This is a genomic window from Rhodanobacter sp. G1 (genome assembly GCF_055397855.1).
On the sequence record NZ_AP039674.1, the window covers coordinates 3244600 to 3263635 of the forward strand.

At 68.4% G+C, this 19036-nt stretch carries 18 protein-coding genes and 1 pseudogene; 10 read left to right on the plus strand and 9 right to left on the minus strand.

Annotation, left to right across the window (positions count from 1 at the left end):
• Positions 1–309: 309 nt before the first annotated feature.
• From ACZ5Z2_RS14335 to hppD, 5 genes are all read right to left on the minus strand, one after another.
• Entirely contained in the window at positions 310–693 is a 384-nt protein-coding gene (locus ACZ5Z2_RS14335) for a VOC family protein (RefSeq protein WP_464759278.1), read from the minus strand.
• Positions 694–759: 66 nt separating this feature from the next.
• Positions 760–1746, minus strand: a complete 987-nt coding sequence (locus ACZ5Z2_RS14340) for a fumarylacetoacetate hydrolase family protein (protein ID WP_464759279.1) — start codon at positions 1744–1746, stop codon at positions 760–762.
• Positions 1747–1765: 19 nt separating this feature from the next.
• On the minus strand, positions 1766–3067 hold the full coding sequence (gene hmgA / locus ACZ5Z2_RS14345; RefSeq protein WP_464759280.1) for a homogentisate 1,2-dioxygenase: 1302 nt from the start codon (positions 3065–3067) through the stop codon (positions 1766–1768).
• A 17-nt stretch (positions 3068–3084) separates the two neighbouring features.
• Entirely contained in the window at positions 3085–3483 is a 399-nt protein-coding gene (locus ACZ5Z2_RS14350) for an endonuclease domain-containing protein (protein WP_464759281.1), read from the minus strand.
• Positions 3484–3535: 52 nt separating this feature from the next.
• Positions 3536–4630, minus strand: coding sequence for a 4-hydroxyphenylpyruvate dioxygenase (hppD, locus tag ACZ5Z2_RS14355; RefSeq protein ID WP_464759282.1), 1095 nt, complete (start codon positions 4628–4630; stop codon positions 3536–3538).
• Between the two features lie 166 nt (positions 4631–4796).
• Here hppD and ACZ5Z2_RS14360 point away from each other — a divergent pair, with 166 nt between their 5' ends.
• The gene (locus ACZ5Z2_RS14360; protein WP_464759284.1) at positions 4797–5246 is read left to right on the plus strand and encodes a MarR family winged helix-turn-helix transcriptional regulator; all 450 of its coding nucleotides are present in this window, start codon (positions 4797–4799) and stop codon (positions 5244–5246) included.
• 133 nt (positions 5247–5379) lie between these two features.
• Here the strand turns inward: ACZ5Z2_RS14360 and ACZ5Z2_RS14365 are convergent, their stop codons facing one another.
• The 3 genes from ACZ5Z2_RS14365 to ACZ5Z2_RS14375 form a co-directional block, all read right to left on the minus strand.
• Positions 5380–6882 (minus strand): peptide MFS transporter, encoded by a 1503-nt coding sequence (locus ACZ5Z2_RS14365; RefSeq protein ID WP_464759285.1) that lies wholly within the window; start codon positions 6880–6882, stop codon positions 5380–5382.
• A 296-nt stretch (positions 6883–7178) separates the two neighbouring features.
• On the minus strand, positions 7179–7505 hold the full coding sequence (locus ACZ5Z2_RS14370) for a nucleoside triphosphate pyrophosphohydrolase family protein (protein WP_464759286.1): 327 nt from the start codon (positions 7503–7505) through the stop codon (positions 7179–7181).
• Between the two features lie 44 nt (positions 7506–7549).
• A complete protein-coding gene (locus ACZ5Z2_RS14375; RefSeq protein ID WP_464759287.1) occupies positions 7550–8398 on the minus strand; it encodes a tryptophan 2,3-dioxygenase in 849 nt (282 codons plus the stop codon).
• Between the two features lie 245 nt (positions 8399–8643).
• Here ACZ5Z2_RS14375 and pdhA point away from each other — a divergent pair, with 245 nt between their 5' ends.
• The 5 genes and pseudogenes from pdhA (at position 8644) to ACZ5Z2_RS14400 (ending at position 13862) form a co-directional block, all read left to right on the plus strand.
• On the plus strand, positions 8644–9729 hold the full coding sequence (gene pdhA, locus ACZ5Z2_RS14380; RefSeq protein WP_464759288.1) for a pyruvate dehydrogenase (acetyl-transferring) E1 component subunit alpha: 1086 nt from the start codon (positions 8644–8646) through the stop codon (positions 9727–9729).
• Positions 9730–9732: 3 nt separating this feature from the next.
• Complete coding sequence (locus ACZ5Z2_RS14385) at positions 9733–10713, plus strand: alpha-ketoacid dehydrogenase subunit beta (protein WP_464759289.1); 981 nt, start codon at positions 9733–9735, stop codon at positions 10711–10713.
• Between the two features lie 172 nt (positions 10714–10885).
• On the plus strand, positions 10886–12241 hold the full coding sequence (locus ACZ5Z2_RS14390; RefSeq protein ID WP_464759290.1) for a dihydrolipoamide acetyltransferase family protein: 1356 nt from the start codon (positions 10886–10888) through the stop codon (positions 12239–12241).
• A gap of 244 nt (positions 12242–12485) precedes the next feature.
• The gene (locus ACZ5Z2_RS14395; RefSeq protein WP_464759291.1) at positions 12486–12947 is read left to right on the plus strand and encodes a YehS family protein; all 462 of its coding nucleotides are present in this window, start codon (positions 12486–12488) and stop codon (positions 12945–12947) included.
• Positions 12948–13373: 426 nt separating this feature from the next.
• A pseudogene (locus tag ACZ5Z2_RS14400) lies at positions 13374–13862 on the plus strand (DUF456 domain-containing protein).
• Here the strand turns inward: ACZ5Z2_RS14400 and trhA are convergent.
• Positions 13863–14525, minus strand: a complete 663-nt coding sequence (gene trhA / locus ACZ5Z2_RS14405) for a PAQR family membrane homeostasis protein TrhA (protein ID WP_464759292.1) — start codon at positions 14523–14525, stop codon at positions 13863–13865. It lies immediately after the preceding pseudogene.
• A gap of 245 nt (positions 14526–14770) precedes the next feature.
• On the opposite strand from trhA, the gene ACZ5Z2_RS14410 reads away from it, so the two are divergent.
• The 4 genes from ACZ5Z2_RS14410 (at position 14771) to cls (ending at position 18854) form a co-directional block, all read left to right on the plus strand.
• Entirely contained in the window at positions 14771–15424 is a 654-nt protein-coding gene (locus ACZ5Z2_RS14410) for an energy transducer TonB (protein WP_464759294.1), read from the plus strand.
• A gap of 89 nt (positions 15425–15513) precedes the next feature.
• Complete coding sequence (locus ACZ5Z2_RS14415; RefSeq protein WP_464759295.1) at positions 15514–16068, plus strand: cupin domain-containing protein; 555 nt, start codon at positions 15514–15516, stop codon at positions 16066–16068.
• 20 nt (positions 16069–16088) lie between these two features.
• Entirely contained in the window at positions 16089–17459 is a 1371-nt protein-coding gene (locus ACZ5Z2_RS14420; RefSeq protein WP_464759297.1) for an FAD/NAD(P)-binding protein, read from the plus strand.
• A 15-nt stretch (positions 17460–17474) separates the two neighbouring features.
• Positions 17475–18854, plus strand: coding sequence for a cardiolipin synthase (gene cls / locus ACZ5Z2_RS14425; protein WP_464759298.1), 1380 nt, complete (start codon positions 17475–17477; stop codon positions 18852–18854).
• Positions 18855–19036: the final 182 nt, after the last annotated feature.

Consider the following 19036-nt stretch of genomic DNA (forward strand, 5'->3'; position numbering starts at 1 on the left):
GATCCCTGCTTTCGCTCACTGCTGTCCGAAATAATCCAAGTATGACGTCGAAGGATGAAGGCTCGCGCCGCTTGCACGAAGCATTGCGAGAAGGCGACTTCATTTCCGATAACGACCACCTATCCAGATCGTCATCCCGGCGCAGGCCGGGATCCAGTAGCGATCATGTTCGCTCAAGCCGCACGGCCACTGGATTCCGGCCTGCGCCGGAATGACGAGCAAAAGCGCGGCCGCGAATGTTCAAAATTATTCCGGACAGCAATGAGCTTTCGCTGGGATGACGAGCAAGATCAGACCTTCCCTAGATGTTCAGTCCCATCGGTTGAGATGCGGGCCGAACACCACGCGCTGCGGGCGCACCACGCAGAAGCGCTGGCCGCTGGGCGCTTCCATCACCCACCAGCGCTCGCGCATGAAGGCGACGCGCTTCGCCCCCAGGCGCTCCAGCCGCGATGCTTCCGCCTCCAGATCGTCGGTCTCGATGTCCAGGTGCACGCGGCTCTCGTGCTCCACCTTCTGCAGCAGGATCAGCGGCTCGTCGTCGGCCGTGCGCAGTTCGGCGTAGCGTCCGTCGCCATCCTGGTCGGGCGAGGCCACGGGCTTGCCCAACGCCTCGCTCCAGAATCGCACGGCATCGCCCAGGTCATCGACCTTGCAGTCCAGTACCAGGGCACACAGGCGGCTGTGGTGCATGGGACACCTCGCGTCGTGACGGAGGCGCCCAGTATGCGCCGGCGCGCGGGCCGGCGCGTCCCGCGTTCAGCGCGGCAGCGGCGCGATGCGCTGCTCGATGGCGCCGAAGATGGACTCGCCGCGCGGATCGGTGACGTCGATGCGCAGCGTGTCGCCGAACTTCAGGAACGGCGTGCTGGCCTTGCCGTCGCGCAGCGTCTCCACCGTGCGCTGCTCGGCGAGGCAGGAAGCGCCCTTGCCGGTGTCCTGGTTGGCGATGGTGCCGGAACCGACGATGGTGCCCGCGGTGAGCGGGCGCGTCTTTGCTGCATGCGCCACCAGCTCGGCGAAACTGAACTGCATGTCCACGCCGCATTCGGCCTCGCCGAACCACGCGCCGTTGAGCCAGGTGCGCATCGGCAGGTGCAGCTTGTCGCCCTGCCAGCTCGCGCCCAGTTCGTCCGGCGTCACCAGCACCGGCGACAGCGCCGAGCGCGGCTTGCTCTGCAGGAAGCCGAAGCCCTTGGCCAGCTCGCCCGGGATCAGCCCGCGCAGGCTCACGTCGTTGACCAGGCCGACGAGCTGGATGTGCGCGGCGGCCTGCTCGGGCGTGGCCGCCATCGGCACGTCGTCGGTGACCACCACCACTTCGGCCTCGAGGTCGATGCCGTAGTCCTCGCTGGGCACCACCACCGGATCGCGCGGGCCGAGGAAGCCGGCACTGGTGGCCTGGTACATCAGCGGGTCGGTGTAGAACGAGGCGGGCACCTCGGCGCCGCGCGCCTTGCGCACGCGCTCCACGTGCGGCAGGTAGGCCGAGCCGTCGACGAATTCGTAGGCGCGCGGCAGCGGCGCGGCGAGCTGCGCCATGTCCAGCGCGAACGCGCCTTCGGCGGTGCCGGCGTTGAGCGCATCGGACAGCGCGTTGAGCCGCGGCGCGGCGTTCGACCAGTCGTCCAGCGCGGCCTGCAGGGTGGGCGCGATGCCGGTGGCCTTCACCGCGATGCCGAGGTCGCGGCTGACCACGACCAGGGTGCCGTCGCGGCCGCCTTCTTTCAAACTGCCAAGCTTCATTGCGTGTGCTCCGGAATCGTTATGCGCGCGACGGGTCGAAATGCTTGCGGATGCCCTGCCAGCACTCGTAGTAGTCATTCTGCAACTGCGGCGCGGCCAGCGCCTGCGCGGTGGGGCGGATCACCTTGCGCGTCTCGAACATGAAGGCCATGGTGCTGACGATGTGGTCGGGCTTGCCCGTGTCCGCCGCGCTGGCCTTCTCGAAGCTGGCCGCGTCGGGGCCGTGGGCGCTCATGCAGTTGTGCAGGCTCATGCCGCCGGGCGCGAAGCCGCCGGCCTTGGCGTCGTAGGCGCCCTCGATCAGGCCCATGAACTCGCTGGCCACGTTGCGGTGGAAATACGGCGGGCGGAAGGTGTGCTCGGCCACCAGCCAGCGCGGCGGGAAGATCACGAAATCCAGGTTCGCGGTGCCGGGCGTGTCCGACGGCGAAGTCAGCACGGTGAAGATCGACGGGTCGGGATGATCCACGCTGATCGAGCCCACGGTGTTGTAGCGCGTGAGGTCGTACTTGCACGGCGCGTAGTTGCCGTGCCAGGCGACCACGTCCAGCGGCGAGTGGCCGATGTCGGCCTGCCACAGCGCACCCTGGAATTTGGCGACCAGCTTGAAGTCGCCCTCGACGTCCTCGTAGGCCGCCACCGGCGCGAGGAAGTCGCGCGGCAGCGCCATCGAGTTGGCGCCGATCGGGCCGGCATCCGGCAGGCGCAGCAGCGCGCCGAAGTTCTCCGCCACGTAGCCGCGCGCCTCCGCATCCAGCAGCTCCACGCGGAAGCGCACGCCGCGCGGGATCAGCGCGATCTCCAGCGGCGCCACGTCCAGCACGCCCAGCTCGGTGGCGAGGCGCAGGCGGCCCTGCTGCGGCACGATCAGCAGCTCGCCGTCGGCGTCGTAGAACCAGCGCCCTTCCATCGAGCGGTTCGCCGCGTAGACGTGGACGCCCACGCCCGCCTGCTCCGCCGCGCCGCCGTTGCCGGCGATGGTGTGCAGGCCGTCGAGGAAGTCGGCGGGTTCCGCGGGCAACGGCCACGCATCCCAGCGCAACTGGTTCGGCGTGGCGGGCGCCTCGTCGAAGCGGTTGTGGAACGTGGCGTGCGCCAGCGGCGCGAACGGCTTGTGCATCGCCGCCGGGCGGATGCGATACAGCCAGCTGCGCCGATTTTGGTGCCGCGGCGCGGTGAACGCGGTGCCGGAAAGCTGCTCCGCGTACAGGCCGTGCGCCACGCGCTGCGGCGAGTTCTGGCCCGTGGGCAGCACGCCGGGGATCGCCTCGCTGGCGAATTCGTTGGCGAAGCCGGATTGGTAGTCGATGCCGACAGACATGTGCATGCCTTCCGCTTTCAAAGCCCCTCTCCCGCCGGGAGAGGGGTTGGGGTGAGGGTTCGGTTTTCCGCGGCACCGAGGATCGCCTCAAGCACCGCTTCCGTTTGTTGCAGGACGTCGTTGTCCCAGTATCGCAAGACCGTCAATCCGCGAGACTCCAGAAACTTCGTGCGTGCTTGATCGACGACTTCATCATGCTGCGAACCATCCAGCTCCACGACCAGTTTCTTTGCTTCGCAAAAGAAATCCGCGATGTAAGGCGGAATGGGATGCTGGCGGCGGAATTTCAGGCCGTTCAGGCGGCCACCACGCAGGTGGTACCAGAGCCGTTGCTCCGCGTCCGTGGAAGTTTGCCTGAGATCGCGCGCATGACCCCGCGTTCTGCTCGGCAACGGCGGTTTGATGCTTCCCTGCATGACCGTACCCTCACCCCAACCCCTCTCCCGCAGGGAGAGGGGCTTCAAAAAATCAAAGCACCCCACGCTTCATCTGATCCCGCTCGATGCTCTCGAACAGCGCCTGGAAGTTGCCCTCGCCGAAGCCTTCGTTGCCCTTGCGCTGGATGATCTCGAAGAAGATCGGGCCGATATTGTTCTGCGTGAAGATCTGCAGCAGCTTGCGCTGCTTGGTCTCCGGGTCGGCGTCGATCAGGATCTTGTTCCGGCGCAGGCGCGGCACGTCCTCGCCGTTGTCCGGGATGCGCAGATCCACCACGTCGAAATAGGTGTCCGGCGTATCGAGGAACTCCACGCCCTGCGCGCGCATCGCTTCCACCGTGTCGTAGATGTTGTCGGTAAACATCGCGATGTGCTGGATGCCTTCGCCGTGGTAGGCGTCGAGGTATTCGTTGATCTGGCTCTTCGGGTCGCTGGACTCGTTGAGCGGGATGCGCACGATGCCGTCCGGCGCGGTCATCGCCTTGGACACCAGGCCGGTCTTGGCGCCCTTGATGTCGAAGTAGCGGATCTCGCGGAAGTTGAACAGCTTCTCGTAGTAGTCCGACCACTTCTGCATGTTGCCGAAGTAGAGGTTGTGCGTGAGGTGGTCGATGAAGGTGAGGCCGAAACCCTTCGGGTTCGGCTCCGCGCCCGGCACCGGCTCGTAGTCGCCGTCGTAGACGCTGCCCTTGTCGCCGTAGCGGTCGACCAGGTACAGCATGCAGTCGCCGATGCCCTTCACCACCGGCGCGTCCACCGCCTTGCTGTCGGCCTTGTCGGCCGCCGCCTCGCCGCCGTTGGCGAGCACGGCGGCGAACACCTCGTTCGCAGGCTTCTTGAAGCGGATGGCGAAGCCGCAGGCGCAGGGGCCGTGCTTGGCGGCGAAGTCGGCGGCGAAGGAATCCGGCGCCTCGTTCACCAGCACGTTGACGTCGTTCTGGCGGTACACCGTGATCGGCCGCGACTTGTGCTTGAGCACCGCGGTGAAGCCCATCCTGCGGAACAGCTCGTGCAGCTCGTGCGCGCGGCCGGCCGGCGCGGCGAACTCGACGAACTCGAAACCGTTGATCCCCATCGGGTTCTCGAAGGTGGTGACCTGCATGCCGAGGTTGGGCTGGGCTGTCATGGGATTTCTCCGACGGGCTACGATGGGGGCAAAGGGCAAGCGGGAATCCGGCGGCTTCATGGCGTTACCGCCCAAGGCACTGGATTCCTGCCTGCGCAGGAATGACGAGCATCTGCGCCACCCTTTATAGTTTCATTTGCAACCAACTACAAGGAACACCGCACCAGTGCCCGCCAAACGCCACCCCGACCACGCCCCGCTGGAACTGGAGCGCTTCCTGCCCTACCAGCTCTCCATCGTGTCAAACACGGTGAGCCAGGCGATCGCCGACGACTACCAGGCGCGCCACGACCTCGGCGTCACCGAATGGCGGGTGATGGCGGTACTGGCGCGCTTCGACGGCCTCTCCGCTCGCGAGGTGGCCGAGCGCACCGCGATGGACAAGGTGGCGGTGAGCCGCGCGCTGGCGCGGCTGGTGGCCGCCGGTCGCGTGCGCCGGCACATCCACCACAACGACAAGCGCCGCTCGGTGCTCGGCCTCACCGCAGCCGGCTGGAAGATCCACGACGACGTGGCCCCGATGGCGCGGCAGCGCGAGCGCGAACTGCTGGCGAAGCTGGAGCCCGGGGAGCAGGACTGGCTGCGGCGCATCCTCGACAAGCTGATGCCGGTCTGAAACCACTATCCCCGTTCGCCCTGAGCGTAGCGAAGCGGAGTCGAAGGGCCGCGCACGGGCGACGCTTCGACTCCGGCCCTGCGGGCCTACGCTCAGCGCGAACGGTGGTGGCTTGCGCCAAGCACCGGTACGTTCACTTCACCCCATGCATCAACCGGTTCACCAGCGGCGCGATCAGCAGCAGCACCACGCCCGCCCCCAGCAACAGCCAGAAGCTGAAGGTGAACCCGGAAAGCGCCGCAGCGGCAGTGAGCCCGTGCTCGCCGGTGATGCGGCTGGCGAACAGCCCGGAGAGGTTGCCGCCTACCGCCAGCGACAGGAACCAGCCGCCCATCGCGAAGCCCACCAGCTTCGGCGGCGCCAGCTTGGTCACCATCGACAGGCCGATCGGCGACAGGCACAGCTCGCCGATGGTCTGCATCACGTAGCACGCCACCAGCGGCCAGAACGGAATCAGCCCGTTCGCGCCCAGCAGCTTCGCCAGCGCATACACCAGCACCAGGAAGCCCAGTGCGTTGAACAACAGGCCCAGGCCGAACTTGCGCGGGATCGACGGCTCCATCCGGCGCTTGTCCAGCCAACCCCAGACCAGCGCCACCAGCGGCGCGAACACGATGATCGCCAGCGGACTCACCGACTGGAACCAGCCCACCGGGAACATCCAGCCGCCGAACATCTGGCGATCCACCAGGTTCTGGGCAAGGAAGTTGAAGGTGGTGCCGAGCTGGTAATAGAACATCCAGAACAGCACGTTGAACGCGAAGATGATCAGCATGGCGATCACCCGGTGCGTCTGCACGCGCCCGTGCCGCGCCGCCTCCACCAGCAGCATCGCCGCTACCACCACGAACAGCAGGCCCAGCACCCATTGCAGGCCGGTGGCACCGATGCCGGACAGCAACCAGTACACCACCGGCACCGCCACGATCACGCCCGCGAACACCCACAGCACGCGCAGCCGGCTTTCCGCGCCAGCCGCGGGACGGCCTATGCCCTTGAGCTGCCGGCGACCGAACCAGAACCACAGCAGGCTCAGCAGCATGCCCACGCCGGCGGCAAGGAACACCAGCCGGTAGTTCTGCTGCAGCGGGGTGCCGGTGAACTGCGCGGCCATCCAGCCGGTGAGCAGCGGCGCCACCAGCGCGCCCGCGTTGATGCCCATGTAGAACAGGGTGAAGCCGCGGTCGCGGCGCGGGTCGTCGCGGCCGTAGAGCTGGCCCACCATCGAGGAGATGTTCGGCTTGAACAGGCCGTCGCCCACGATCACCAGCGCCAGGCCCAGCAGCAGCATCAGGCGCGTGGGCACCGCCAGCGCGAACAGTCCCGCCGCCATCACCGCCGCGCCCAGCAGGATGGTGCGCTGGTAGCCGATCAGCTTGTCCGCCACCCAGCCGCCGAAGATGCCGGTGCCGTAGATCAGCGCGGTGTACGAACCGAAGATCGCGCTGGCCCAAGCCTGGCCCGCGCTGTCTCCATGGTAGAACTGCGCCACGATGTACAGCGCCAGCGCCCAGCTCACGCTGTAGAACGCGAAGCGCTCCCAGAACTCGGTCATGAACAGCATCCACAGCGGGCGCGGATGGCCGAACAGCTGCGGATAGTCCGGTGCGCTGCCGGCCTCGGTGGTCTGGCTCATGCGTTCCCCTTCTGGTGGCTGTCGCGGAGTATGCGATCCGGTGGATGGTAGCGGCTTGCAGCCTGTTGCATGCCTGGTGGTACCTCAGCTTGAATGCCGTTCGGGCTGAGCGTAGGCCCATCGGGCCGAAGTCGAAGGCCGCATGGCGTTTCGACTACGCTCGCCGACGCGAGCTACGCTCAACGCGAACGGTCAAATTCAAACGATGGCGCAGCTCCCGGCGAGGAACGCGGCCATCTGGCCATTGCTCGGATGATGAGGTTGCCGGTCGTGGGGCTTCGCATTGCTCGTCGTGCTTATTTGGCCAGCTCGCCAGACAGGTATTCGGTCAGCTCCCTGTTATTCCTGACGTACTCCGCTTCCAAATCAATGCCGCACTTGTTTGCCAGAACGATAATCGACCACAAACAGTCCGATAGCTCATGGCCGATTTTCGCCTTGCAGTCGTCGATATCCCGGATGCCGGCGTCGGCCTGGATCAGTTTTGCCAGGTCGCCCACGTCCCCCACGAAACCAAGCGCGAGCTCTTCCGTGCTCCAGATGCGCCCATACCGCTTGACCTCAAGCTGTTCGTAGAGCGCGTTCAGCTGCAGCGCCGACTTTTCGAGATCACTGAGTTTCATGTTGATTGCCCCTGACACAGATCACGCGGCGGCATGAAGCAGGCTCACGTACCCAGCACCGTGCGCACGTCGAGCAGCTCCGGGAAGAAGCTGAGATCCAGCGCCTTCTTCAAAAAGCCCACGCCGGAGGAACCGCCGGTGCCGCGCCGATGGCCGATGATGCGCTCCACCGCCTTCATGTGCCGGAAACGCCAGAGTTGGAAACCCTCCTCGATGTCCACCAGCGTTTCGCAGAGATGGAACTCGCTCCAGAAACTCTCCGGCGCCTCGTAGATGCGCCGGAACACCGGCAGCAGGTCGTCGCGGCGCTGCCACGGCTGGCCGACGTCGCGTTCAAGGATGTCGCGCGGCACCGCGTGGCCGTGCCGCGCCAGCCAGCGCAGCGCCTCGTCGTAGAGGCCGGGCGCCTCAAGCGTGTCGCGCAGGCCCTGCTGGATCGCCGGGTCGTGCGCGAACACCGCCAGCATGTCGGCGTTCTTGTTGCCGAGCAGGAACTCCACCGTGCGGTACTGCGCCGACTGGAAGCCGGACGACGGCCCCAGCGCATCGCGAAAGGCGAGGTATTCGTGCGGCGTCATCGTCTCCAGCACCGCCCACTGCTCGAACAATTGGCGCTGGATCTGTTTCACCCGCGCCAGCACCTTGAGCGCGGGGCCGATGCGCTCGCCGCGCATGAATTCCATCGCCGCGCGCAGTTCGTGGATCAGCAGCTTCAGCCACAGCTCCGACACGTGGTGCTGCACGATGAACAGCATCTCGTCGTGGTACGGCGGGTCGGACACGGGCCGCTGCGCGGACAGCAAGGTGTCCAGCCGCAGGTAGCCGGCGTAGGTCATCCGTCCCGAAAGATCGCGCTCGATGCCTGCCTCGAGCTCGCGCTGGTTGTCCGTCATGGTCGATCGCAGCCGCGGAAAACGCCCATGGTAACCGCTGCGCCGCCACCGTTTCTTGCGGGTGCCGTACCCGCCCGCATGCTGCGCTGTGCCTTGCGACGCAAGACGTCCGCCTGCTATCTATGTACGGCTTTTCCCGGCCGTTTTGACCGCCAAGGCGCTCACGCGGATCGGGATCCACGCGTGTCTGGCCCCACTGGATGGGCCACCGCCCCCATTCCATTCGTCACCCACGGGAGCGCGTCGTGTCCATCGCCGCCAAGTTTGAAATCGAATACCTGCAGTACCTCGACGCCGAGGGCAAGCAGGTTCGGGACGATCTGCCCGCGTTCGCGAAAGATCTCGACCACATGGTCGAACTGTACAAGCTGATGCTGTCCACCCGCGTGTTCGACGCCAAGTCGGTGGCGCTGCAGCGCACCGGCAAGCTGGGCACCTACGCCAGCTGCCTCGGCCACGAGGCCGCCCACGTGGGCATCGGCAGCGCAATGAAGCCCGAGGACGTGTTGGCTGTCAGCTACCGCGAGTATGGCGCGCAGCTGTACCGCGGCGTGCAGCCGCGCGAGGTCTACATGTACTGGGGCGGCGACGAGCGCGGCAACGACTACCAGAAAGAACCGGCGCGCCACGACTTCGCGTGGTCGGTGCCGATCGCCACGCAGTGCCTGCACGCCGCCGGCTCCGCGCTGGCGTTCAAGATCCGCGGCGAGAAGCGCGTGGCCGTGTGCACCATCGGCGACGGCGGCTCGTCCAAGGGCGACTTCTACGGCGCGATCAACATCGCCGGCGCGCAGAACCTGCCGCTGGTGGCGGTGATCGTCAACAACCAGTGGGCCATCTCGGTGCCGCGCAAGATCCAGTCCGGCGCGCCCACGCTGGCGCAGAAGGGCATCGCCGCGGGCCTCTACTGCATCCAGGTCGACGGCAACGACATCATCGCCGTGCGCAAGGCGATGGAGGACGCGCTGGAGCGCGCCCGCAACGGCGAGGGCGGCAGCGTGATCGAGGCGGTGACCTACCGCCTCGGCGACCACACCACCGCCGACGACGCCCGCCGCTACCGCGGCGAGCAGGAAGTAAAGGACGCCTGGGCCAAGGAGCCGATGAAGCGCCTGCGCGCGTGGCTGGTGGCCAAGGGCGTGTGGGACGACGCCAAGGAAGAGGCCTGGAAGGCCGAGTGCGACGAGTGGATGGACAACGAGGTGAACGCCTACCTCGAAACCAAGACGCAGCCGGTGACGGCGATGTTCGACTACACCTTCGCCGAAGTCCCCGCCGATCTCGCCAAGCAGCGCGATTACGTCCTCTCGCTCGAAAACAAGGGTCACTGAGCCATGGCACAAATCACACTCATCGAGGCCGTCACCCAGGCGCTGGCCTACGAGATGGCGCACGACGACAGCGTGGTCGTGCTGGGCGAGGACGTGGGCGTCAACGGCGGCGTGTTCCGCGCCACCCAGGGCCTGCAGGAAAAGTTCGGCGAGCTGCGCGTGCTGGACACGCCGCTGGACGAAACCACCATCGCCGGCGTCACCGTGGGCATGGCCGTGCAGGGCATGAAGCCGGTGGCCGAGGCGCAGTTCGAAGGCTTCATCTACCCGATGATGGAGCAGATCGCCTGCCACGCCGCGCGCATGCGCAACCGCACCCGCGGCCGCCTCACCGTGCCGGCCGTGTGGCGCGCGCCTTGGGGCGGCGGCATCCGCGCACCGGAGCATCATTCGGAAGCGAACGAGCACCTGTTCACCAACATCCCCGGCCTGCGCGTGGTGCTGCCCTCCTCGCCCGCGCGCGCCTACGGCCTGCTGCTGGCCGCGATCCGCGATCCCGATCCGGTGATCTTCCTCGAGCCCAAGCGCATCTACCGCCAGTACAAGGAAGAGGTGCCGGACGACGGCGAGGCACTGCCGCTGGACGTGTGCTTCGTGCTGCGCGACGGCACCGACGTGACCCTGGTGACCTGGGGCGCGCAGGTGAAGGAAACGCTGGAAGCCGCCGACGAACTCGCCAAGCAGGGCATCAGCGCCGAAGTGATCGACGTCGCCACGCTCACCCCGCTGGACTTCGACACCATCGCCGAATCGGTGCAGAAGACCGGCCGCTGCGTGATCGTGCACGAAGCCCCGAAGACCGCCGGCTTCGGCGCCGAGATCGCCGCGCGCGTGGCCGAGGAATGCCTGTACGACCTGCTCGCCCCGGTCGAGCGCGTCACAGGCCCCGACACCCACATCCCGCTGTTCCGCCTGGAAATGAAGTACCTGCCCAGCGTGGAGCGTGTCGTCGACGCGGCGAAGCGCGCGCTGGCGGTTTCGTAATCCCTTCTCCCCTCCGGGGAGAAGGTGCCCCGGAGGGGCGGATGAGGGGACAAGGCTTGCGGCAAAGTTCATCGAAGCATGTTTTGATGAAACTCAAGGCAATCCCCGCCCCCTCACCCCAGCCCTCTCCCCACTGGGGAGAGGGCGCAAATTCCAACCTGGAAGCTCACTCATGGCCGACATCAAGACATTCCACCTGCCCGACCTCGGCGAAGGCCTGCCCGACGCCACCATCGTCGAGTGGCACGTGAAGGAAGGCGACTACATCAAGCTCGACGCGCCGCTGTGCTCGATGGAGACCGCCAAGGCGGTGGTCGACGTGCCGTCGCCCTATACCGGTACGGTGAAGAAGCTTTACGGCGCGCCCGGCGACATCATCGAAACCGGCGCCGCGCTGGCCGACTTCGAGCCGGATGCCAACGCCAAGCAGCGTGCCGAGGCCGAATCCACCGGCCACCACCACGGCCCCAAGAAGGCCGAGGCGCCCGCACCGGCTCCCGCGCCGGCCAAGGCCGCCACCGCGGATCGCGAGGACGAAGGCACCGTGGTGGGCGCGATGGTCAGCGGCAGCCACGTGCACGTGGAGCAGGCCTCCAGTGTCGGCGGCGTCAAGGCCGTGCCCGCCGTGCGCGCGCTGGCGAAGAAGCTCAAGGTGGACATCACGCGCGTGCGCGGCACCGGCGCCGACGGCGTGGTCACCATGCAGGACGTGAAGAACGCCGCCGCCAACGGCAGCGCCGCGCTGGGCGCCGCCCCGGCGCGCGCCGTGGCCGCCTCGGCCGGCCGCCACCTGGCGCCGGAACTGCCGGAACCCGGCGAGGCGCCCAGCCGCACCGCCGTGTCGCTGGCCGGCAAGGCCGTGCGCACCGCGCCGCCGAGCGTGCACGCCAGCGGCCAGCCCGAGCAGCTCAAGGGCGTCCGCCGCAACATGGCGCGCGTGATGGCCGACGCGCATGCGCAGGTCGTGCCCACCACGCTCGTCGACGACGCCGACCTGCACGCCTGGATCGGCAAGCAGGACATCACCGCCCGCCTGATCCGCTCCATCGTCGCCGCCTGCAAGGCCGTGCCGGCGCTCAACGCGTGGTTCGACGGCAAGAACCTCACCCGCACCCTGCACCCGCAGGTGGACATCGGCATCGCCGTGGACACCGAGGACGGCCTGTTCGTGCCGGCCCTGCGCAATGCCGACGTGCTGGACGGCGCCGGCATCCGCGCCGCAATCAAGCGCCTGCGCACGGCGGTGGAAGACCGTTCCATCCCGGCGTCGGAGCTGTCGGGCTACACCATCAGCCTGTCCAATTTCGGCATGTTCGCCGGCCGCTACGCCACCCCGGTGGTGGTGCCGCCGACCGTCGCCATCATCGGCGCCGGCAAGCTGTGCCACGACGTGGTGGCGGTGATGGGCGGCATCGAGGTGCATCGCCGCATGCCGATCAGCCTCACCTTCGACCACCGCGCCGCCACCGGCGGCGAAGCCGCGCGCTTCCTCAAGGCGCTGCTGGACGACTTGTCGCTGCCGAACTGAGGCATGTCGCCAAGCTGCAAACACGGGGCGCCACAGGGCGCCCCGTTCGTTTCCAGCCGATGAACCCCTCTCCCTCCGGGAGAGGGGTGGCGACAGCCGGGCGAGGGTTCGGTCGCAGCGAAACATGACGGCACGACCGAACCCTCACCCCAAACCCCTCTCACAACGGGAGAGGGGCTTTGCGCCTTCCCCACCATGCGCAGCAGAACAAACGGTGCCTGCACGCCCCCGATACAATGCCCGCATGATCAACAACGACATCCTGCGCAGCGTGCGCTACATGCTGGATCTGCCCGACGGCAAGCTCCCGTCCATCGTGGCGCTGGCCGGCCTGGAAGTGCCGCCGGCCGACATCGACGCCTACCTGATGAAGGACGACGAGCCTGGCTACCGCGACTGCCCCGACAAGGTGATGGCGCACTTCCTCGACGGCCTGGTGGTGCACCTGCGCGGCCGCGACGAAAGCCGGCCGCCGCTGCCGGTGGCGAAGCGCGTCACCAACAACCTCGTGCTGAAGAAACTGCGCGTGGCCTTCGAGCTGCGCGACGACGACCTGCACGCGATTCTCGCCGCCGCGGGTTTCCCGTTGTCGAAATCGGAACTCAGCGCGCTGTTCCGCAAGCCCGAGCATCCCAACTATCGCCCCTGCGGCGACCAGCTGCTGCGCCATTTCCTGCGCGGCCTCACCCAGCGCCTGCGCGGCTGATAAAGAAATAGCTCGTCTTCCCGGCGCATGCCCACTACTGTCCGGAATAATTTTGAACATTCGTGGCTGCGGTCTTGCTCGTCATTCCGGCGCAGGCCGGAATCCAGTGGCCGTGCGGCCTGAGCGAACATGGTCGCTACTGGATCCCGGCCTTCGCCGGGATGACAGTCTGGATAGGTGGTCGTTATCGGAAATGAAGTCGCCTTCTCGCAATGCTTCGTGCAAGCGGCGCGGGCCTTCATCCTTCGACACCATCCCCAGATTATTCCGGACAGCAGTGGGCGAAGGCCGGAATCCAGTCTGGTAGAGGGTACGCTGTACGCATCGCCGACTTTGCGTGCTTCGAACGAGTGAGTCACTGGATTCCGGCCTGCGCCGGAATGACGTGAAAATGAAGCTTATCCAGACCGGTTCCGAGGAGCGTTCATGCTGTTCGACATCGTGTTCTACACGCTCGGCGCCGCGCTGATCGTGGGCGGCCTGATCGGCGCGATCCTGCCCGCGCTGCCCGGCGTGCCGATGATCTTCGGCGGCATCTGGCTGATCGCCGCGGTGGACGGCTACCGCCACCTCGGCCTGTGGTGGCTGCTGCTGATCGGCGCGCTGGGCGCCATGGCGGTGATCGTGGATTTCGTCGCCGGCACGCTGGGCGCCAAACGCGTGGGCGCCAGCAGGCGCGCGCTGTGAGGCGCCTCGCTGGGCACCTTCGTCGGCATGTTCTTCGGCATCCCGGGCATCCTGCTCGGCCCGTTCATCGGTGCGCTGGTCGGCGAACTCTCCTCCGGCACCAGCGTGCTGCGTTCGGCCCACGTCGGCATCGGCACCTGGATCGGCCTGCTGCTGGGCACGCTGGTGAAGCTGGTGATCTCGCTGGCGATGGTGGGCCTGTTCGGCTTCGCGATGCTGTTCGGCTGATCAAGCCGCCGCAGGCAGCACGTACAGCAGCACCGCGAAGTAGTGCAGCACGCTGCCGGCCAGCACGAAAGCGTGCCACAGCGTGTGCTGGTAGGGCAGCCGGCGCCACAGGTAGAACGGCACGCCCAGCGTGTAGGCCACGCCGCCGCCGATCAGCAACGCCATGCCGCCGGCCTGCAGGTGCGCGGCCAGCGGCTTGAACGCCAGCATGCCGATCCAGCCCATGCCCACGTACAGCAGCACGGCGAGCTTGCGCCAGCGGCGGAACCAGCCCAGCTCCAGCACGCTGCCCACGAAGGCCAGCGCCCACACCGCGGCGAACAGGCTCCAGCCCCACACACCCGGCAGCGCGATCAGGGTGAACGGCGTGTAGGTGCCGGCGATCAGCAGGTAGATCGCGATGTGATCCAGCGTGCGCAGCAGCGGCTTGGCCGCCGGCACGGGCACCGCGTGGTACAGCGTGGACGCGGTGTAGAGCAGGATCAGCGTGACCCCGTACACCGCGCAGGCGACGATCTCGCGCGCGTCGCCGCGCATCGCCGCGGACACCACCAGGGTGGCGAGGCCGCCGATGCTCAGCACGATGCCCAGGCCATGCAACAGGCTGCTGGCGAGTTCGTCGCCGCGGCGGTAGCGCGGCAAGGCGGCGTGGGCGGCGGTCATGGCAGCTCCGGCGAAAGTGGCTTCGCCATGCACCATAGCGCGAGCGTCCGCGCATCGCCATCGCGATGGACGTCCAGCCGTCCATTTGCATGGCGCCCACGTTTGAAACGGAAGCGACGAAACGGAAGCGGCACTGGACAGCGCCCGAGCCGCAGGCATAGGCTCAAGCCGCGTCCACGACGATCCCCCTGCATCGCGCAGCGTCGCCGGCGCCACAACCCAAACGAACCGTCAGGAGGTCGCTCATGTCGTCCGCAAGCCTGGCTATTGCCGTTCGCCCCCACCCCGAAGCCGCGCGCGTCGTCGCGCTCAGTGCGGCCATCGCGCTCAACCTCGCAGCCCTGCTGATCCTCACCCGCCCGCTGGCGCCGCAGGCGCTGGCCCTGGTGCAGCGGCTCACCACGGTGCCGCAGGTGACCTTCATCGAACCGCCGCCGCCCGTGAAACCGCCGCCGCCCATCGATCTGAAGCCGTTGCCGCAGGCGCCCGTGGCGCCGGTGCACGTGCAGCCGCGATCCATTCCCATGCCGCCGATCGCGACGCCCATCACCGAAGGCACGCAACCCATGCTGCCGACGCCACCCGGCCCCGCCACCGGCGATGCCGTCACGGCCGCGCCGGTCGAGGCCACGCTGGCCTATCGCTCGGCACCCTTGCGGTTCCCGCCGCAGGCCTTGCGCCAGCACATGCAGGGCACGGTGTTGCTGCGCGTGCTGGTGGACGAAACCGGCAAGCCGATGCAGGTCGAGGTCGAACGGGGTAGCGGCTACGTGGCGCTCGACCGCAGCGCGCGCGAACAGGTGCTGGCGCACTGGCTCTTCCAGCCGGCGATGCAGGATGGCCATGCGGTGCGTGCGTGGGCCACGGTGCCGGTGAGTTTCGTGCTGAACAACCTGTGAGGCGACAGGACGCCCGTAAGGTGTGCACCTTACGGGCGTTTAACGGCGCACATGCTCCACTGCACCGACGCATCAACGCCGGGTCACGCATGAGCAAGTACATGCACAGCTTGAAGAGCCTGCGCAACATCGCACTGGAATACGGCCGCGTCGAACACCCCGACCTGGCCACGATGGCGCGCGACCTCGGCCGCGTGGTTCACGGCAACGCGCCCGCGCTCTCGGCGCGCCTGGCCGCCGTGCATCGCCGCGGCGTCGACGTCCGCGTGCTGGTGGAACGCCGCCAGCCGGCGCTGTGCGTGCTGGTGCGCGCGTGGCCGCCCGGCGAGCGCCTGCCCCTGCTGGATCACGCCGGCGGCTGGGGGCTGGAACTCGCCCTGCACGGTGCGCTGGAGTGGCAGTCCTATCGCCGCGATCCGCACAGCGGCGAACTGGAAGCGCAGGGGCGCAACTGGCTGGGCCCGGGCGACGCGCACTGGTTCGAGCGCGACGCCGGCCGCGCGCACCGCTGCCGCAACCTGTCGCGGCACGACGTCGCCTACACGCTGCACGTCTACAGCGGCGAGGCGCCGAGCCATCGCGACGGCGAGCCGGGCGCATCCGCGTGGATCGCGCGGGCGCAGCGCCGCCAGCCCGCACACTGACCCTCCCCACGGAGCAACGCATGCATCGACGTGTCGCCATCATCGGCGGCGGCGCCGCTTCCGCCGCGCTGCTCGGCGAGCTGCTGGAACGCCAGCCGCCGCAGCCGCTGCACCTGGACTGGTACACCGGCGGCGGCACGCCCGCGCGCGGCGTGGCCTACGGCACCCGCTCCGACCGCCACCTGCTCAACGTGCGCGCCGCGTCGATGGGCATGTTCGCCGGCAGGCCGCAGGGCTTCCTCGATTTCGTGCAGCACGCGGATCCGTCCATCGCCGGCACCGACTTCCTGCCGCGCCGCCGCTACGGCGACTATCTCGAGGCTGAAGTGGCGCGCGCGCTGGCGCTGGGCAAGGCGCGCGGCCACGACGTGCGCATCGTGCCGTTCGCCGCCGACGCCGTGGTGCCCGAGGCCGACGGCGTCACCGTGTTCCGCGGCGAGGAAACGCGCCGCGTGGACGCCGCCGTGCTGGCGATCGGCGCACTGCCGCCGCAACCCTTGCCCGCCGTGGGCGGCGATGCGCTGGCCGGCGGCCGCTACGTGGTCGACCCGTGGCCGCTGCTCGCCAACCCGCCCGCCGCAGCGCCGGAACACGTGGTGGTGATCGGCCTCGGCCTCACCGCCGCCGACGTGCTGCTGGAACTCGCCGCACGCTGGCCCGATGCGAGGTTCACCGCGATCTCCCGCCACGGCCTGCTGCCCGAGCCGCACCTGCACACCACCGCGCTGCCCGCCGAAGACAGCGCGCAACTGGTCGAAGCGATGCAGGACGCGCCCGATGTGCGCCACTGGCTGCGCCTGCTGCGCGAGGCGATGGCGCAGGAGGACGACTGGCGCAGCGTGATCGACAGCCTGCGCCCGCACACGCCGGCGCTGTGGGCCGCGCTGCCGCCGGAGCAGCGCGCGCGCTTCCAGCGCCACGCGCGCTGGGCGTGGGAACGCGCGCGCCACCGCATGCCGCCGGCGGTGCACGAGGGCCTCGCCGCGCTGGAACGCTCGGGCCGCCTGCACCGCCAGCGCGGCCAGTTGCACCGCGTGGAACCCGACGGCGATGGCCTGCGGCTGGAACTGCATCCGCACGACCGCGACGCGTCGAAGATGCAGACGCTGCACGCGGGCCTGGTGGTGCAGTCGGTGGGCATGGATTTCGACGTGGCGCGCACGCCGCATCCGCTGATGCGCCAACTGGTGGTGAACCGCCACGTGCTGCCCGACCCGTTGGGGCTGGGCTGCCTGGCCACGCCACGGGGCCGCCTGCTGCACGAAGGCGGCGCGTGGCCGCGCCTGTTCGCCATCGGCAGCCTGTTGCGCGGTACGCTGTGGGAATCCACCGCGATGCCGGAAATCCGCCAGCAGGCGCGCGCCGTGGCCGACCAGTTGCTGGCGGAATAAAACCACCGGCGCCACATGACCCTCAGCCTGTTCGGCGATGTCGTCCTGCTGCTGCAAGTGCTCGGCGTCTTCGCCGCCGCGCACGCGCTGATGCACACGCGCACGCCGCAGGGCACGATTGGCTGGGTGCTGGGCCTGCTGCTGTTGCCCGCGCTCACCCTGGTGCCCTACCTGTTCCTCGGCGCCAGTCGCTTCCGCGGTTATCTCAAGCGGCACCGCGGCGTGCTGCCGCGCCAGCGGCAGGCCGCGCCGCCCGACGACGGCGAGAAGCGCTATGCCGCGCTCGCGACGATGCTCGGCCGCCCGTTCCGCGGCGGACACCGGGTGCGCCTGCTGGTCGACGGCGACGCCACCTTCGAGGCGATCTTCGCCGCCATCGCCGAGGCGCGGCACACCCTGCTGGTGCAGTTCTTCATCTTCCACGACGACGGCCTGGGCCGGCGCATGCAGCAGGCGCTGCTGGAACGCGCGGCGGCCGGCGTGCGCGTGTGCGTGCTGTACGACGGCGTGGGCAGCCACGACCTGCCGCGCCGCTACGTGGAAACGCTGCGCGCCGGCGGCGTGGCGATCCATCCCTTCGCCACCAACCGCCTGCGCAACCGCTTCCAGCTCAACTTCCGCAACCACCGCAAGATCGTGGTGGTGGACGGCGCGCGCGCCTTCATCGGCGGCCTCAACGTGGGCGACGAATACCTCGGCCTGAAGCCGCCGCTGGCGCCGTGGCGCGACACGCACATGGAACTCGCCGGCCCCGCGGTGGCCGATCTGCAGCAACTGTTCGCCGACGACTGGGAATGGATCACCGGCGCGCCGCCGCCGCTGCACCCGGCGCCGGCAACGGACGGGAATGCGCGCGTGCTCGCGGTCGCCTGCGGCCCGGCCGACCCGCAGGAAACCGGCTCGCTGTTCGTCACCGCCGCGATCAACGCGGCGCGCCGGCGCATCTGGCTCACCACGCCCTATTTCGTGCCCGACCACTCGGTGCGCGCCGCGCTGCAGCTGGCCGCCTTCCGCGGCGTGGACGTGCGCGTGCTGATCCCGGCGCGTGCCGATCACCGCACCGTGTTCCTGGCCTCCACCCTGCATGCCCACTACGCGCTGCGCGCCGGCGTGCGCGTGTTCCGCTACCAGCCCGGCTTCCTGCACCAGAAGGTGCTGCTGGTGGACGACGACTGCGCCGCGGTGGGCAGCGTCAACCTGGACACCCGTTCGTTCCGGCTCAACTTCGAGGCCAGCGCGCTGGTGCTGGATGCGGACTTCGCGCGCCAGGTCGAAGCGATGCTGGAACGCGACTTCGCCCAGTCGCGCGAGGTGGACGCCCGTGAATACCACGCGGCGCCCTACCTGCGCCGCGTGGCGATGCATGTGGCGCGGCTGTTCGACCCGATCCTTTAGGAATATCCAGACTTATCCGATGAAGCGTCATCCCAGCGAAAGCTCACTACTGTCCGGAATAATTTTGGACATTCGTGGCCGCGGTCTTTCTCGTCATTCCGGCGCAGGCCGGACAAGCGCGAAGCGCGCAGAACGCCCGCAGGGCGGCCCCGAAGGGGCGAGCGAAGCGAGTCATCCAGTGG